We start from the raw sequence: 15007 nt of genomic DNA on the forward strand, positions 1-15007 counted from the left end.
CGCCAGCCGGGCAGCGGCCGAACAAGTGAACCTGAAACCACGTCAATCCGCCCTGACCTGCTAGTCAACCACTCCCGCGCAGCGGGGGAACCTCAGACGATCTCGAGGTCGATTCCGAGGTGGGCGGCGTGTTCGACGGCTTTGGTCTTGTAGCCGTTGTCGGCCCAGGCTTTGGTGACGGTCGGGTGGAGTGCGGCGACCTTGGTCAGGAGCTGAGTGCCGGCCGCGGAGTCGTGGACGCTGGCGGCGGTGACGGTGACGGCCAGGAGGAGGCCGAGGGTGTCGGTGACGATGTGCCGCTTGCGTCCGATGATCTTCTTGGCCGGGTCGACGCCTTGGCTGGTCAGGGGGACGGTGGCGGAGGTTTTGATGCTCTGGCTGTCGATCAGGCAGGCGCTGGGCTCGCTGGTGCGGCCTTCGACCTGGCGGACTTTGCCGCGTAGCAGGCCGGTGAGCTGGTCGAAGATGCCGTCGGCTTCCCAGCGGGCGAAGTAGCCGTAGACGGTCTGGTGGGGTGGGAAGTCGTGGGGCAGGTAGCGCCAGGGGATGCCGGTGCGGTCGACGTAGAGGATGGCGTTCATGAGGGCGCGCAGGTCGTGGGTGGGTTTGCGGATGCCGTTGCGGGCCTGGCGCCAGGCTTCGAGGGTGGGGCGGATGAGTTCCCAGCGGGCGTCGGACAGGTCGCTGGGGTAGGGCCGTGAGGGCTGCATAAGGTCTGCGTACGTGGCGGCGGCTGGCTTGGGCAGGGCGTGTGCGGGGGTGCTGGTTGCGGGGGGCGTGCGCTCTCAACTCGGCGTGAACCGGTAGGTTTCTGAATGAGACAGGAGCTCTTGGAAGGAAACCGGCGCATTACTGCTTCGCTGATTGCTGCATAAGCCGTGTTTCCGGCGAATCGCTTCGCTGAGCTCTCAAACGGCTCCTGGAATTCCCCCTGAACCATCCAATATCAGAATCAAACGCTCACTTAGTGCGTCGCCGGAGACGCTGACCCCGGCGGCGAACAGCGGTACGCACAGGACGGCGGGGAGCGGGCGCAGCAGATGGCCGGTGCGGTCTGCGGGTGATTCCTCTTCGTCGCGGTCGCGGACCGTGGGATCCGTCAACAGCTGGCCACGGCCTGCCGTTCCGGCCAGGACGGGAGACCGAGGAACGGGGTGCGGAGCGGGGTGGCGGCCAAGGCGGCGAACCTTCGGGGGGCGGAGATAGAAGTGGTCACACGGCCCTGGGAGGCCGACCAGACTTCCCGGCACACCCCGCGCTGTTCTTGACGCGTTCTTTACACCCTAACCGCAGCGGATCCGGCGGCCCACCCCCTACTCGTCCGCCGCACACCGGCCGCCGGCGGAACGTGGATCGTCGCAGCGCGAACTCGGCGACGTACTCGGGCGAGGCACAGGTCGCGACGGGGTATACGCGTGGTCTGAGAATGATCACGTTGGGCAGGAGGTTGCAGTGACGCTTTCGGACGGGGTCTACCTCTGTCTGGGCCTTGGGGCGCTGGGTGCGGCTGTGCTGCCCCGGGTGGTGTCCAAGCGGCCTTTGTCCCTGCCCATGGTCTTCCTTGCCGCGGGTGTTCTGATCCAGTTGCTGCCGGTGGGCGTACCGGCTGTGGATCCCGTTCGTGATCGCCTGTGGGTCGAGCACACCACCGAGGTGTGTGTGATCGTGTCGCTGATGGGCGCGGGGCTCGCCATCGACCGGCCCTTCGGATGGCGCCGGTGGTCCAGTACGTGGAGGCTGCTCGTCATCACGATGCCGCTGACCGTGGTGGTCGTCGCCCTGCTGGCCTGGGGGCTGCTCGACTGGCCGCCTGCGGCTGCTCTGCTGCTGGGGGCAGTGCTCGCGCCCACGGATCCCGTGCTGGCCGGTGAGGTGCGCGTGGGCGAACCGCTCGGTGCCGAGGGCGACGAGGACGAGGTGCGGTTTTCCCTGACCAGTGAGGCGGGGCTGAACGACGGACTTGCCTTTCCGTTCGTCTACGCGGCGATCGCCCTCGCCGCGGCGGCCGGGACGGGATGGTCGGCGGACTGGATCGGTTCGTGGGCTCTGACCGACCTGCTGGGCAGGGCTGCCGTCGGGCTGGCTGTCGGGTGTGGTGTCGGCTGGTTGCTGGGGTGGATGTTCTTCCGGGTGCGCGCGTCGGTACTGCGGCTGTCCGAGTACATGGAGGGATTCGTGGCGCTGGGTGCCACCTTCGTGTCATACGGCATCGCCGAGGTGCTCCACGGCTACGGTTTCCTGTCCGTGTTCGTGACCGCATGCGTCATCCGGGCCGCCGAGCGCAGCCACGGCTATCACAAGGTGCTGCACGAGTTCACCGAGCAGATCGAGCGGTTGCTCACGGCTGTGCTGCTGTTCCTGCTCGGCGGTTACCTGGTGGCCGATGCCTTGTCCGCCTTGACGCTGACGGGCGCGGTGCTGGGCGTGCTGGTGCTGCTGGTCGTACGGCCGCTGACCGGGTGGCTGGCACAGGTGCGGACCGCCATGAGGAAGAAGGAGCGTGCCGTGGTCGCCCTGTTCGGGATCCGGGGCATCGGTTCGCTGTTCTACCTTTCCTATGCCCTGGGGCAGGACTCCTTCGGCGGGCTGGAACGGGAGCTGTGGGCCACCGTGGCCCTCACCGTGGTGATCTCGGTGGTGCTGCACGGCGTCATTGCGACGCCGGCCATCGGTTACCTGGACCGGCGGCGCGACGGTGTGGAGCTCGAAGGCCGGTCGTAGGCCGCAGGCGTACGGGCCCGTACCCACCAAGGCGCGGGGTGAGCACGGGCCCGTACAGGAGCCAGGCCGCGGGGGCAGTCAGACGGTGGCCCTCACCGACTCCTGGCCTTCGTCGCCGTCGCTGATCTCTCCGGCGTTACGGGCGCGGACGAACTCCAGGAAGGAGTCGAGCTCGCGCAGGTACGTCCACGCCTTGAGGCCGTAATAACTCCATGTCAGTACAGTGGAGACGGCGAACAGCAGCACCGCGACGGTGAGGATGTAGGGGAACCAGGGCAGGACCGTCTCGAAGGCGTCGGAGGTGATCGTGACGCCGCCGATGGACTCGCCGGCCCGGGCCTCGGCCCAGCTGGCCGGGTTGGCGATGACGATGGTCAGCGCGGTCATCGTGCAGATGATGACGGTGTCGATGAACGGTTCCCGCAGGGCGACCAGGCCCTCGCCGGCGTGGTGCTTGGTCTTCACCGCCGAGTGGGCGATCGGGGCGGATCCCAGACCAGCTTCGTTGGAGAAGGCGGCCCGCTCGCAGCCGATGATCAGCGCGCCGAGCACGCCGCCAGCTACGCCTTCGGGGGTGAAGGCGCCCTCGACGATCGTACCGATGTCGGCCGGGACCTCGGTGACGTGCACCAGGCCGAGATCTCACAGACGAACAGTGCCTGATGTTGGTAAAGCTGGCCCGGTCCGGGTCGGTGCCGCGCTTGGTCTCGACAGCATCCACCATGGCGGTCCGCAGCAGTTGGTAGAGGAGCAGCAGGGCCCACATTCCCTGCTCGAGACCGCACCGGTCGCCGGAGGGAAGGACGCGTCCTTGCATGAGGGTGTGCCGAAGCGCGTAGTAGGCGGATTCGATTTCCCAGCGTTCGTGGTAGAGGCGGATCAGGGCCTTGGCGGGGTCGAGATCATGGTCGAGCAAGGTGGTCATGAGCCGGTAGCCCTCGTGGAGTGTGCTGTTGTCGGCCAGGGTGACGGTGACGTCGGCCTCGATGACGCGGACCGGGACGCACGCAGGTGGACCAGGTAGAAGCCGTCCGGCAGCCTGTCGTGGGTGGGCAGGCGTCGGTGGGAGGCGAGCCGGACCAGGAACTGGGCGCCGGTGTCGGCGATCCGAGCCAGGAGTTTGGCGTCGTCGAAATAGCGGTCGGCCAGGACGAGCTGGTCCGGGCCGAGCAGGCGCCTGGCATAGTGGTTCTCGCCGCGGTGGCTGGGGCCGAAGGACGCGCCGAGCAGTCCACGGGTGCCAGTCTCGACCAGTGTCATCAGGCGCAGGACCGGGTAGCTGGTGAAGCCGTGGCGGTTGCAGGGTTTGCCCAGCCAGCCGCGGTTGCGTTCGGCATCGGGGGTCTTGATCGAGTTGCAGCCGTCGAAGGCGACCGTGACGGCGCAGCTCCGAGGCGTCGGCGCAGGTCGCCAGATCCCCGCCCACCTCCCGCCCCCTGCCCGCAGCCCGCAGCCCGCAGCCCGCGCCGCGGAACAGGCACCGGGCCCCTACGTCCTGTCGACACGCCGCCCCGGCACTGTCAGCGGCCCCGCGTAGACCCGGTGTCCGCACCAACCCCTGCCGGCACCGGGCAGAGGCTCCCCGTCGGAGCACGCAGACGGGGCGCGTTACCTCTCAGGCGGCTTCGGCCTGCGGGTGGCGGACCGTCTTCTTCGCGGCCATCTCCACATCGATCCGGCTCTCCCCTTCGGCGTTCGCGCCCCTGTACTCAACAGCCTGTCCCCCGCAGGCCCGATAGGCCGACCCGCTCTCGGTGCGTGCGACGGCCACGATGCAGGACCGCACTACCTGTGCATTACGCAGGAATGGTGGATCGGAGAGTCCATGGTGGCCAGCGGTCCGGCAGGACGGCGAACGGCGACACTCTGCTTCGCCTGCTCCAGCAATCGCCGCCCGGCGGCTGCGGCTGCCAGCCGCAGCCACGTCGGTGGAGTCAGCGGCCACCTTGTCGAGTTCCGGTTCGTCCATCGACGCCGTCCGCGTCCGGTAGACCGCCCCATCGAAGTCCGTGATGTAGGCCGGGCCGCCGCCGTTCGAGCCGATGTTCAGGCCCTTGAACTTTCGGTCTGTGTCGGCATCGCCGATGCCGTCTTACAGTCGCTGCAGGACGTTACTGGCCGGCTCGAGGGAGCAGCCGCAGCTTCACATCGTGCAGCCAGGACAATCGCCTCGGCCTCAGCACCCCAGCACGGAGCCCGGGAAGGCATCCACCGGTCGTCTACGGAGTCGAGACCGCCTACCGACGCCATGCTGCTTCGTCGTACACCACTGCCCATGGGCGGGGTGGCTCTGTCTCCGCGGGCGCGCGGTCGTCGCGGTGCATGGTTGCCGTACGGTCGCGGGCGAGTACGTCGGCTGCGAGCTCGGCGAAGTGAGGGGCGGCCGGGTGGGCGGATCGGCCGGCGGGCCAGACCGCGCTGGTCCGCTGGGTGAGGGGGCGGCCTGCCAGTGGCCGCCAGACGACGCGGGGCTCCTTGCCGGCCATCGCCCCCTGGTCGAAGGCGATACCGTGCCCCGCGCTGACCAGGGCCAACAGAAGCTCGGGGCGTGAGGCATGCTGCAGTCCGGTGGGAACGCAGCCCCCGGCCCGGCAGGTGTCCAGGATCCGGTCGTACCAGCCAGGGGCTTGCTCACGGGGAAGGAGCACGAGGTCGTGACCGGACAGCTCGGCCAGTGCGACCTCCGGAAGCTGGGCCAGTGGTGAGATGCGGGGCAGGACGACGCCGAGTTCCACGGACACCTCCGGGCCGAGGCGGAGCCCGGTGACGTCCACGGGCTGGTGGACGAGGCCGACATCGAGCCCGCCGGAGTCGAGCAGCCGGAGTTGCTCGTCGGTGGTGTTCTCCTGGAGATCGACGGACATGCCCGGATAGTGTTCCGCACATGCGCCGAGCAGCAGCGACAGCGTGGCAACCGTCGTGCCGGGGGGTATGCCCGCGCGCAGGGTGCCCAGTTCGCCATCCTCGGCGCGGCGGACCAGCGTCCGCAGCCGCTTTTCGCCGGTCAGCAGTCCACGGGCTTCATCCAGCAACACTGTGCCCGCGGGCGTCAGTTTGACCTGCCGGCGCGACCGGTCGAACAGTTCGGCGCCGAGCTCCGTCTCCAGCCTGCGCACAGCCTGGCTGAGGGGTGGCTGGGCCATGCCAAGCTGGTCGGCGGCTCGGCTGAAGTGCAGTTCTTCGGCGACGGCGACAAAGATGCGCAGGTGGCGCAAGAGATCCACAGCCAGGGAGCTTACGTGAGGGGCGAAGCTATGGTCGAGGACCGGATCCGTGAGGTCTTCGCGGGGGTGGGAGCCGAGGGGTTGTTGCACGCGGTTCCCATCGGTGGTGAGCCGGGCTGTGATGAGGTGACGATCGGCAGGTGTTCGGCAGGCGACACGGTGGCCGCGGGTGAGTGGGCGGCAGCCGACGAGGTTGCTGTCGGCGCTGACGAGCCGGTCGTGATCGCCTCGATCTTCAAGGTGTTGCTGGTCCTGGAGTTCGCGCGCCAGGTCGCCGCGGGGCAACTCGACCCCCGCGAACGGGTCCGGGTCACGGCTGCCGACCGGCTCGGGGGCTGGGGCACGGCCGGTTGTGCGGACGATGTCGAACTGTCCCTGCGCGACCTGGCCCTCTTCGCGATCTCGGTGAGCGACAACTCGGCAGCGGACCTGCTGCTGGCGCAGGTCGGCCTGGACACGGTACGACTCCTGGTCGCAGAGCTCCGCCTCGAACGGACCAGGATCGTGGGCGGTCCTCGCGATGTGCTGCAGGCGATGCTCAGTGAGGTCGGCGCACGCGACGAGAGCGAGTTCGCACTCCGCTACCCGGCGCTCCCGAAGGCCGACAAAAGACGGATGAGCGTGTTGGATCCCTCGCGGACCAACGCCAGTACGCCCCGCGAGATCACCCGGCTGCTGCGCCTCATCTGGCGCGACGAGGCGGGCCCGCCGCAAGCCTGCGCGCAGGTACGAGAACTGATGTCCCGCCAGGTCTTCCGGCACAGGCTGGTGTCGGGATTCCCGGACGAGGCGACGGTCGCGGCGAAGACCGGAACCCTTCCCGGCCTTCATATGGAGGCGGGGGTCGTCCGGTATCCCGACGGCAGCCGCTACGCGGTCTCCGTCTTCGCCCGCACGCGGGAACTCGCCACCTCACGTACGGCCGTCGACGCGGCGATCGGCACAGTGGCGCGGATCGCTGTCGACTTCCTCCGCCATCGCGGCAGCTGACCTGGTCCCATACGAGAACGCATATGAAACCGCGTACATTTCGATCTTGGACTGCGGCGAGTGTCTCCTGATCTCCTGGCCGTATGAGCGACAACACAGACGCACCGCGCCCGAAGCGGCGCATCCAGGATCTCGGCCGGCGCACGGTGCTGCGCGGCGCCGCATTCGGCGCGGCCGCCCCTCTCCTCGCCTCCCCCATCCCCGCCGCCGCGACGACACGCACGGCCTCCCCGGCTGGTTCGACGTCTTTCCGCTGGCTGGGCACGTCCGGCTGGCGCATCGACGTCGAGGGGCGGACAGTGCTCTTCGACCCGTACGTCACCCGGTTCAAGACCGGCCTGTTCGACGGCGGGTTTGACCCGGGTACGAAGCTGAGGTCCAATCGCGAACGGGTGCGGGAGCACATCGGCCGCCCTGAAATCGTCCTGGTCAGCCACTCCCACTGGGACCACATCGCCGACGTGCCGTACATAGCCAAGGCCACCGGTGCCCGGATCGTCGGCACCGAGACGACCTTTCATCTGCTGGTCGCGTTCGGCGTCGACCCCGGGCAGATCTCTGTGGTCAAGGGTGGCGAGGTGCTGGACTTCGACGGAATCACGGTCCAAGTGGTGTCGAGCCTGCACAGCCGCAACAAACGGCACACCTACTTCGCGCCGGGAACCTTGCACGCGCCACCGTCGGCTACCCCCCGTACCATCTCCGACCTGCCAGAGGGCGACACGCTCGCCTACCAGGTGACGACTGGCAGCAGCGAACCCTCGGCCTTCCTGATGGGCGCCAGCGACTTCTCCGAGCGAGCAGTCGAAGGGCTGAGCCCCGACCTTGCGATGATCGCGGTGCCGTCCAGCACCTCGACGTACCGCTACGTGCCCCGGCTGCTGCAGGCACTCGGGCAGCCCAGCGTCGTCGTACCCGTCCACTGGGACAACTTCGAAGAGCCCTTGAGCGAACCACCGCGCCGCGACCCGGCGATGGACCTGGACGCATTTGTCGCGCTGGTCCACCAGGAGTCCCCGATGAGCCGGATCGTTGTCCCGGACTACCACACGACCTACGGCGGAGACATGCGGCCTAACTGATCGTTCCAGAATGAGTTGAGCTGCGGGGCTTGTGCTCGACGATCTTGGTCGGCAGGGTGTCCGAGGTGCGTACTGATCTTGTTCCTGACGAGTGTGGGAGCGGGTGGCCCCGTTGCTGCCGCCCGCTCCCGAGCGGCGCCACCGGCATCCCGGGCGGTTGCGTGTTCCTGACCGAACAGCACTCGTCGGCGTCCTGTTCGTGCTGCGGACCGGTGTCGCCTGGCGGGACGTCCCGGCGGAGACTGTGGGCTGTTCCGGCGTGACAGCCTGGCGCCGACTGCGGGACTGGACTGAGGCCGGCGTCTGGCCACGCCTGCACGCCGCCCTGCTGACCGAGCTTCGCCGCGCCGACCTGCTGGGCCTGGACGACTGTGTCGTGGACGGATCGCACGTCCGGGCCCTCAAAGGCATCTCAGCGGGACAAGAAGTCAAGAGGGACCGCGAGTCTTGATCACCACTGAGGCCGCTGATCGGCTGGACAACATGAATGATCTCGGCCCCGTTGCGTGGCCGCCTGCACCGATCAAGACCGAGAGGCTCGTGCTGCGTGAGCCCAAGGCCTGGGACCGTGCGGCGTTCATCGAGCTGCACGCCTCGTCGGAGGTGCACGCCTACCTCGGCGGCCCCCGCCCGCGTGACGAGCTTGAGCGCGAGATGCCTGAGGTGCCCGGGCGGCGGCCCGGGATATTCGTCCTCGATCTCGAAGGGGCGATGATCTGTCGGCGTACACGTGAACGTGGCCCTGGCAAGATTTCCGTGATGCGGGGGTTGCCACCGTGCGCCGGTGACGCTCCGTCACGGATAGCGGCATTGTCGGCGAGTGTGATGACCTCATATGGATCATGTCTCCGCACCTTGATGCGGTGCGGGTGGAACGAGTGTGGCGGCGGGCGGTGTGGTCCGCATCGCGGCCCGCACCCGTGAGTTGACGGTGGCGTGTCCGGACTGCGGTCTCGGTTCCGCGCGGGTGCACAGCCGATACGGCCGCATGCCGGCCGATGTCGCTGTGGGTGGCCGACCGGTGGTGATCGAGCTGTCGGTGCGACGGTTGTTCTGTGACAGCCCGGCCTGCGGACGGCGGACGTTTGCCGAGCAGGTCGACGGGCTGACGGCGCGCTACCGGCGCCGCAGTCCGCTGCTGCAGCACCTGGTGGAGATGGCCGGGGTGCTGCTCGCCGGCCGTGGCGGCGCGCGGCTGCTGCAGATCCTGAAGGTGCCGCTGTCGCGGACCAGTGTGCTGTTCCACTTGATGCGCTTACCGCTTCCGCCGGCAGCGACTCCGCGGGTGTTGGGCGTGGACGACTTTGCGCTGTACGCGGACGCTTACGGAACCCTGCTGGTGGATGCCGACACCCGGTTGCCGATCGAGCTGTGGGCCGGGCGTGACGCCGGGCAGCTGGCTGCCTGGCTGCGGGCACACCCCGGTGTTGAGGCGGTCTGCCGGGACGGCTCGCTGGTCTACCGCCAAGGCATCGCCGACGGCGCCCCGGACGCGGTGCAGGTCAGCGACCGCTTCCACCTGTGGCAGAGCTTGTCGAAACGCATCGGGGACATCGCTGCCGCCCACCGCGGCTGCCTGCCCGCCGCAGTGCCAGAGCCCGAAGCGGCACCGCCCCCGGCGAGCCCAGCGGGAGCGTCCGACCAAGGCCGACACCTCTGCCCGCCGCCACGCGAAGCGGCTCTTCGAGGCAGTGCACGCGGTGACCGACACCGGTCGCTCGCTCAACTCGGCAGCCCGCGAGCTGGGCCTGAACCGCCAGCACCGTGAGCAAGTACGCCCGGGCGGCCAGCGTCATCCTCATGGCCCTGCTCCGACGCCGCTATCCGTGACGGAGCGTCACCAGCACACGGTGGCACATCCCAGCTTCACGGAAGTCTTGCCAGGGCCACTCAGAAGTACGCCGGCAGCAGGAGGAGATCCTCCCCTGCGACATTGAGGTCAACGACTTCTCTGTCCTCGCCGGTATGGCGAGCCGGAACGAGCTGTTCGGCTACGGCCTGGCCGTCGCCTACCTGGAGATGCACGGAGAGCAGGTGAACACCAAGTTCGAGATGTGGCGCGAGCTGGTCCACGACATCCGGGCGCTGGGCATGGATTCCTACAGCATCGCCGAACGGCCGCGCTCCTTGCGTGTGACCTGACCTCAACTCCCGCGCCGTGCCCTGAGCAGTCAGTAGACAAGATCCTGCGAGTTCCTCGAGGACTCCCACTCACGGTCGGTGATCGCGTACACGACTGAGTCACGCCATTTCCCCGCCTTGAGAACGTGCTCCCGTATGACTCCTTCCTCCACCATGCCGGCCGACACCATGGTCTTCGCGGAGGCTTCATTGAAGGGCGAGCGGGCTCCCCAGATCCGGTGCAGCCCCAGGGACTCAATTCCAAGCCCGAGGAAAGCCGACCCGGAGAGTGACTACTACCTGCGGCTCCTGGAGGCGAACGTGTCGCATCCCCGGGTGAGTGACCTGGTCTTCCACCGCTCGGACAACTTTCAGGCCGCGTCTGCCCAGCAGGTCGTCGATGAGGCTCTGAAGTACCGACCCATTGCGCTTTGAGATGCATGGAAGGTCAGCTGACCGTGGCCTGTTGTTCGGCGCGGGCGCGGGTGGTGGCGAGGCGGTATGAGTCGGTGCCGGTCTCGATGCGGCGGGGCACAGCGTCGCCAGGCGGGGGCGTGCCGGTCGCCCGCTCCCCCGGCGCCTGCGGCCGCTGCGGCTCGAAGGACGGTCTCCCGCAAGGCAGGGCCATCCGGCCGGCAACACGCTTCGCCATGACGGGTGGCGTGCAGAAGACCTCACGTGACAGTAGACGTCCAAAAATCACCCGGGCGGACGCACTTCGGTGCGGGTACGGCCAGCCTCCCTCCGACATTTCAGGCAGATCGGATGATTGAGGACGCCCATCTGTCGCGGCATGCGGCATTCGCACCGTCCGATCTCACCGCCACTGGAGGATGCCCGCATGTTCGGTTCCTTGCGTGCGGTACTGGTCCACGCGGAGGGCCGTGCGGGCCGGGACGACAGCACCTCGATCCGCACGCCTCCCACCCGTGGTGTCGTACTGGTGACGGTAGCGGCGACGGTGGTGACGCTCGTCCTGGGCACGGTGACCGGGACCGCCGTGCTCCTGCTGGGGCTGCTGGTGTTTCTCCCCGCGTTCGCCGCCGCGCTGTGCACCCCGCGCCAGACGGCGCTGGTCTCCACCTGGGTGAGCGTCCTCGTCATCCTGCCCGTGGCTATGTCGGGAGAGCGGCTCGCCGACCGGGTGATCCTGGCCCTCTTCGCCCTCGGCTTCGGCGCGCTGGCCGTCTATGGATCCTGGCTGCGCATCACGCGCGAGGGCGAGCTGGTACGTCTGCGGTCGACCGCTGCCGCGATGCAGCGGCAAATCCTGCGTCCGCTGCCGCTGATTACCGACGACGTACTCGTGGACGGCGTGTACGAGCCGGTACAGCAGGACAAACTCGTCGGGGGCGACATCTACGACGTGGCGGCCACTGCCTGGGGCACCCGGGTACTGATCGGCGACGTCCAAGGCAAGGGACTCTCCGCCATCGGCATGGCCATCGACGTGGTCGGCGCCTTCCGTGAGGCCGCTCACCGCGAACCAACGGTGACCGCGCTCGTGGACTCGCTCGAGGCCGCGGTGGTCCGCCACAACGGCTACGCCGAACAGCGCGGTGAGCCGGAACGATTCGTCACCACCGTCGTCCTGGGGGTGGACACCGGCACTGAGGCCCAGCTCGTCACGTGCGGCCACATCCCGCCCTACCTGCTGAACGACGGGGCCGTCACAGCCGTGGGCGCCGGGACGGAGCATGCGCCGCTCGGCCTGGCAGACCTCGTGGACGAGCCGCGCACTGTGTCCTGGTTCCCTTTCCCCGCCGGGGCAACGCTGCTGCTGTGCACCGACGGTCTCACCGAGGCCCGCTCCCCCGCGGGCACCTTCTATCCGCTTGAGGCACAACTCGCCGGCCGCGTCGACATCACTGCGGGCCGGCTCCCTTACTCACTCGTCGACGATGTCCACGCCTTCACCAAGGGCGCGCAGCAGGACGACCTGGCGGTTCTCGCCGTGCGCCGCTCGCCGCACCGGATCAGCAGTACATGCGCCAGTGCCGCACCCCCAGGCGGGTGAACAGGCACCCGCCGGTGAACGTCTTCGTCCACCCCCGAGGGACTCGTTGGAGGCGATGGCTACGCTGTTCTTCTCCTCGCGCTTGGTCAGCACCTGGAAGAGCAGTTCGGCCCCGTGCCGGTCCACTTCCATGTAGCCGAGCTCGTCGATGCAGAGAAGGTCGACGCGGCCGTAGCGGGCGATGGTCTTGTTCAGCTGCTTCTCGTCCGCGGCCTCGACCAGCTCGTTGACCAGCTTCGTCGTCAGCGTGTAGCGGACGCGGTAGCCCTTCATCGCAGCCTCAGTGCCCAGGGCGATGAGCATGTGGGACTTGCCGGTGCCGGAGTCGCCGATCAGGCAGAGCGGCTGCCCCTTCTTGATCCACTCGCAGGAGGCGAGGGTGTGGATGGTGGCCGGGTCGATGTTGCGGTTGGCGTCGAAGTCGAAGGTCCGCAGCGACTTCTCCCGCGGGAAGCCGGCCGCCTTGATCCTGCGTTCCGAGCGGCGGCGGGCCCGGTCGTCTCACTCGGACATCAGCAGTTCGGCGAGGAAGCCGCGGTAGGTCATCTGGTCCTTCACCGCCCGGTCGGCGATGTCGGAGAACTCGTTGCGGATCGACGGCAGCCGCAGCATGCGGCAGGCGGTGTCGATGGCGGCGTCGGCGGCCTGCTCGGTCAAGCCTCGCTGGCGGGGCAGAGTCGCTGGGCTTCTTCCTCTCGGTGGGCGCCGCCGCTGACGCGACGGCGTCCTAGCAACTGGTCATAGGGCGTCACCGAGGGCAGCGGCAGGTGGGCAAGGCGCCACTCGTGCAGAAACGTCACGTTTCCCGGCGTCTGCCCGGGACCGGTGACGGGCGGTTCGTCCTCAGCCTGGGCGGCCTTGCGGGCCTCCAGCGCGACCGCGTCCGCGGTCAGGGCCCCGGCCCGAAGGGCGGTGGCCAGCCCGACGACGAGGTGCTCGTGCGGGATGTGCCGGGCCAGTAGAAGCACCTCGATCAGGGCCCGGGTGCCGTCCCGCTCGCCGTGGACCTTGCGGGCCTGGGCCCACCAAGCGTCGTGGGCGGGGGTGAACTTACCTGCCGAGCGGGCCTGTTCGAGGGCGGTGGCGCCGGGGAAGGCACCCGGCTTGCGGATCAGGGCTTCGAGATAGTGGTCCAACTCCAGGCGGCAGCCGGCCTTGGCGATCAGCCGCTCGTGCCGGGCGACTTCCACATTCTGGTCGTAAACCACCAGGTGAGAGGCGTGCAGGACGACGCGGACCCGCTTGCCGATCAGACGGACGGGCACCGAGTAGCGGTTGGTGCGGACCGTGATCTGGCTGTAGCGGTCGACCCTCGGTGTGAACACCCGGCCGGTCTCGAACGGCTCGTCTGGCAGCGGCAGCAGCAGCGGCTGTTCGACGGCGAAGTACTCGTCGATGGTCCGCGGCCGCGAGCCTATCCGGCGCCGGCCGTCGTGCAGATCTCACTGCTCGACCGTCTCGTTCAGCTCTGCCAGCGAGTCCACCTCCGGCACCGGCGTGAAGTGGTTGCGGCGGAAGTAACCGATCTGCCCCTCGGCCCCGCCCTTCTCGTCGGCGCCGTCGATGCCGGGGCCGCAGTAAAAACTCTCGATGCCGATCTTCTGTGGGTTCAGAAAATCTGAAGGCTCCGTAGCGCAAACTCAGGGGGCTCGCAGGCGGTTCTACTGCGTCGAAGGGGCCGGTTGCCACAGTGAGCGGGAGTGGGCGAAGGGGCTGGAGCCGGCTCAGGTGGAAAACGGCCGGCCCATGATCGCGATCCGGCGGCATTTGCGCGAGAGACTGTGGTGTGCCTACTTCCAGATCGCTTGCAGCCTCCGACGAGATACGTGCGTATCTCGTCGATCAGTTGAACCTGGCCTTGCGTCGTCCCGGTATGTTCGGGAAGGAGCTGGCCTTGCGCATGTTGATGGATCACTTGCTGTTCGTGGAGTGTCAGCCCGAGGCATTGGCCGACCAGCAGCGCGTCTGGGAGGAGCGCGGCGCCTGGTCCAGCACCGGCGTCGCGGGCGTGCTTCGTGATCTGATCCCGGAAAGCTGCTACGAGTACGGCATGGCCTCGGTCTATGCCGAGTTCGCGCACGGCCGCGACTGGCTCAAGCCCGACCGCGTGCTGGACTGTGACGAATATGCAGCGTTGCAGGGTGCGGTCCGCCAGTGGGCGGGCGAGGACCGAGTTTGGGCAGACGTCGTCGACGAATTTGGTACCCCGTCCGTGCTGTTCGGCGGGACCAACCCCTTGTATGGCAAGACCCTCGGCTACCTGACGGAGAACCCGAAGGAACCGATGGTGTCCTTCCATCTCTGGAACGGCAGTGCTCCAGGAGCCGAGCAATCATGGCCACCTCAGTACGAAGAACCCCTCCTGCTTGCAGTGCGCTTCGGAACAGGGCCCTTCCGCCGGACGTTCACCTTCACCCCGGAGGGCCGGCGACGGCTCCCTGCGGAGTAAAGCTCAAGATCGGCGGGTGTTCGGTTCCTGCTCCGTTTTCCGATTCGGCCACTGCGCTGGTGTAGCGGAGGCTGGCCCTGGCCCCGAGGGAGAAGACGTGTGCGAGGTGGAGGGGGTCAGCGCCGTTGGCGAGGGCTTCTTCGAGGATGCGGTCCTGCCTCAGTTGGTCGACGCCCACGGGTAATCTCTTGACCAACTTGTCCATCCAGAATGTGCCCACAGCCGTTGCGGTGGTGGCGGTGTTCCTGGTGATCAGCAGATGTGGGTTGGTACTGTTGGGCCATCGCCGGTGGCGGTAGGCGAGGTACTCACTGAACCTCTTTCATCCTGTGCTGGAGGGTGAAATGGGCTGGTCAGCGGGTGTAGTGACGAGGCAGGGCCCCTCGTCGTTGGCGTGGTGATT

Annotated in this window: 14 protein-coding genes and 5 pseudogenes; 11 read left to right on the forward strand and 8 right to left on the reverse strand. The window is 68.1% G+C overall.

Annotation, left to right across the window (positions count from 1 at the left end; genetic code table 11):
• Positions 1 to 95 precede the first annotated feature (95 nt).
• A pseudogene (locus ACIGO6_RS40875) lies at positions 96 to 710 on the reverse strand (IS5 family transposase); the annotation flags it as partial.
• A gap of 742 nt (positions 711 to 1452) precedes the next feature.
• On the opposite strand from ACIGO6_RS40875, the gene ACIGO6_RS40880 reads away from it, so the two are divergent.
• Positions 1453 to 2721 carry a cation:proton antiporter gene (locus tag ACIGO6_RS40880; protein WP_399885756.1) on the forward strand — a complete coding sequence of 423 codons (1269 nt, stop codon included), beginning with the start codon at positions 1453 to 1455 and terminating at the stop codon, positions 2719 to 2721.
• Between the two features lie 78 nt (positions 2722 to 2799).
• Here the strand turns inward: ACIGO6_RS40880 and ACIGO6_RS40885 are convergent.
• From ACIGO6_RS40885 to ACIGO6_RS40900, 4 genes and pseudogenes are all read right to left on the reverse strand, one after another.
• Positions 2800 to 3354 (reverse strand): annotated as a pseudogene (locus tag ACIGO6_RS40885) (alanine:cation symporter family protein); the annotation flags it as partial.
• 288 nt (positions 3355 to 3642) lie between these two features.
• Positions 3643 to 4167 carry a transposase gene (locus ACIGO6_RS40890; RefSeq protein ID WP_399885770.1) on the reverse strand — a complete coding sequence of 175 codons (525 nt, stop codon included), beginning with the start codon at positions 4165 to 4167 and terminating at the stop codon, positions 3643 to 3645.
• A gap of 169 nt (positions 4168 to 4336) precedes the next feature.
• Positions 4337 to 4690: a hypothetical protein gene (locus ACIGO6_RS40895; protein ID WP_399885758.1), complete on the reverse strand. Its 354-nt coding sequence runs from the start codon at positions 4688 to 4690 to the stop codon at positions 4337 to 4339.
• A gap of 268 nt (positions 4691 to 4958) precedes the next feature.
• The gene (locus tag ACIGO6_RS40900; protein WP_399885772.1) at positions 4959 to 5936 is read right to left on the reverse strand and encodes a LysR family transcriptional regulator; all 978 of its coding nucleotides are present in this window, start codon (positions 5934 to 5936) and stop codon (positions 4959 to 4961) included.
• 39 nt (positions 5937 to 5975) lie between these two features.
• On the opposite strand from ACIGO6_RS40900, the gene ACIGO6_RS40905 reads away from it, so the two are divergent.
• From ACIGO6_RS40905 to ACIGO6_RS40935, 7 genes and pseudogenes are all read left to right on the forward strand, one after another.
• Positions 5976 to 6935, forward strand: coding sequence for a serine hydrolase (locus ACIGO6_RS40905; protein ID WP_399885774.1), 960 nt, complete (start codon positions 5976 to 5978; stop codon positions 6933 to 6935).
• An 83-nt stretch (positions 6936 to 7018) separates the two neighbouring features.
• On the forward strand, positions 7019 to 8017 hold the full coding sequence (locus ACIGO6_RS40910; protein ID WP_399885760.1) for an MBL fold metallo-hydrolase: 999 nt from the start codon (positions 7019 to 7021) through the stop codon (positions 8015 to 8017).
• Between the two features lie 65 nt (positions 8018 to 8082).
• Positions 8083 to 8423, forward strand: a pseudogene (locus ACIGO6_RS40915) (transposase); the annotation flags it as partial.
• Positions 8424 to 8500: 77 nt separating this feature from the next.
• Positions 8501 to 8770 (forward strand): annotated as a pseudogene (locus ACIGO6_RS40920) (GNAT family N-acetyltransferase); the annotation flags it as partial.
• Between the two features lie 178 nt (positions 8771 to 8948).
• Positions 8949 to 9785 carry an ISL3 family transposase gene (locus ACIGO6_RS40925; protein ID WP_399885776.1) on the forward strand — a complete coding sequence of 279 codons (837 nt, stop codon included), beginning with the start codon at positions 8949 to 8951 and terminating at the stop codon, positions 9783 to 9785.
• A gap of 197 nt (positions 9786 to 9982) precedes the next feature.
• Positions 9983 to 10159, forward strand: coding sequence for a hypothetical protein (locus ACIGO6_RS40930; RefSeq protein WP_399885762.1), 177 nt, complete (start codon positions 9983 to 9985; stop codon positions 10157 to 10159).
• A gap of 153 nt (positions 10160 to 10312) precedes the next feature.
• Positions 10313 to 10573: a hypothetical protein gene (locus ACIGO6_RS40935; RefSeq protein ID WP_399885764.1), complete on the forward strand. Its 261-nt coding sequence runs from the start codon at positions 10313 to 10315 to the stop codon at positions 10571 to 10573.
• A 13-nt stretch (positions 10574 to 10586) separates the two neighbouring features.
• On the opposite strand, the gene ACIGO6_RS40940 is transcribed toward ACIGO6_RS40935, so the two are convergent.
• Entirely contained in the window at positions 10587 to 10790 is a 204-nt protein-coding gene (locus ACIGO6_RS40940; protein ID WP_399885782.1) for a hypothetical protein, read from the reverse strand.
• 189 nt (positions 10791 to 10979) lie between these two features.
• Between ACIGO6_RS40940 and ACIGO6_RS40945 the strand changes: the two genes are divergently transcribed.
• Complete coding sequence (locus ACIGO6_RS40945; protein WP_399885766.1) at positions 10980 to 12155, forward strand: PP2C family protein-serine/threonine phosphatase; 1176 nt, start codon at positions 10980 to 10982, stop codon at positions 12153 to 12155.
• Positions 12156 to 12168: 13 nt separating this feature from the next.
• On the opposite strand, the pseudogene istB reads toward ACIGO6_RS40945, so the two are convergent.
• Positions 12169 to 12812 (reverse strand): annotated as a pseudogene (gene istB / locus ACIGO6_RS40950) (IS21-like element helper ATPase IstB); the annotation flags it as partial.
• The gene (locus ACIGO6_RS40955) at positions 12809 to 13594 is read right to left on the reverse strand and encodes a Mu transposase domain-containing protein (RefSeq protein ID WP_399885778.1); all 786 of its coding nucleotides are present in this window, start codon (positions 13592 to 13594) and stop codon (positions 12809 to 12811) included. The gene ACIGO6_RS40955 and the pseudogene istB, both read right to left, overlap by 4 nt.
• On the opposite strand from ACIGO6_RS40955, the gene ACIGO6_RS40960 reads away from it, so the two are divergent.
• Positions 13589 to 13777 (forward strand): hypothetical protein, encoded by a 189-nt coding sequence (locus ACIGO6_RS40960; protein ID WP_399885768.1) that lies wholly within the window; start codon positions 13589 to 13591, stop codon positions 13775 to 13777. The genes ACIGO6_RS40955 and ACIGO6_RS40960 overlap by 6 nt on opposite strands.
• A 278-nt stretch (positions 13778 to 14055) precedes the next feature.
• On the forward strand, positions 14056 to 14604 hold the full coding sequence (locus ACIGO6_RS40965) for a hypothetical protein (RefSeq protein ID WP_399885780.1): 549 nt from the start codon (positions 14056 to 14058) through the stop codon (positions 14602 to 14604).
• The last annotated feature ends 403 nt before the right edge of the window (positions 14605 to 15007 follow it).

Source organism: Streptomyces sp. NPDC053750, from assembly GCF_044544295.1.
Lineage (GTDB): Bacteria > Actinomycetota > Actinomycetes > Streptomycetales > Streptomycetaceae > Streptomyces.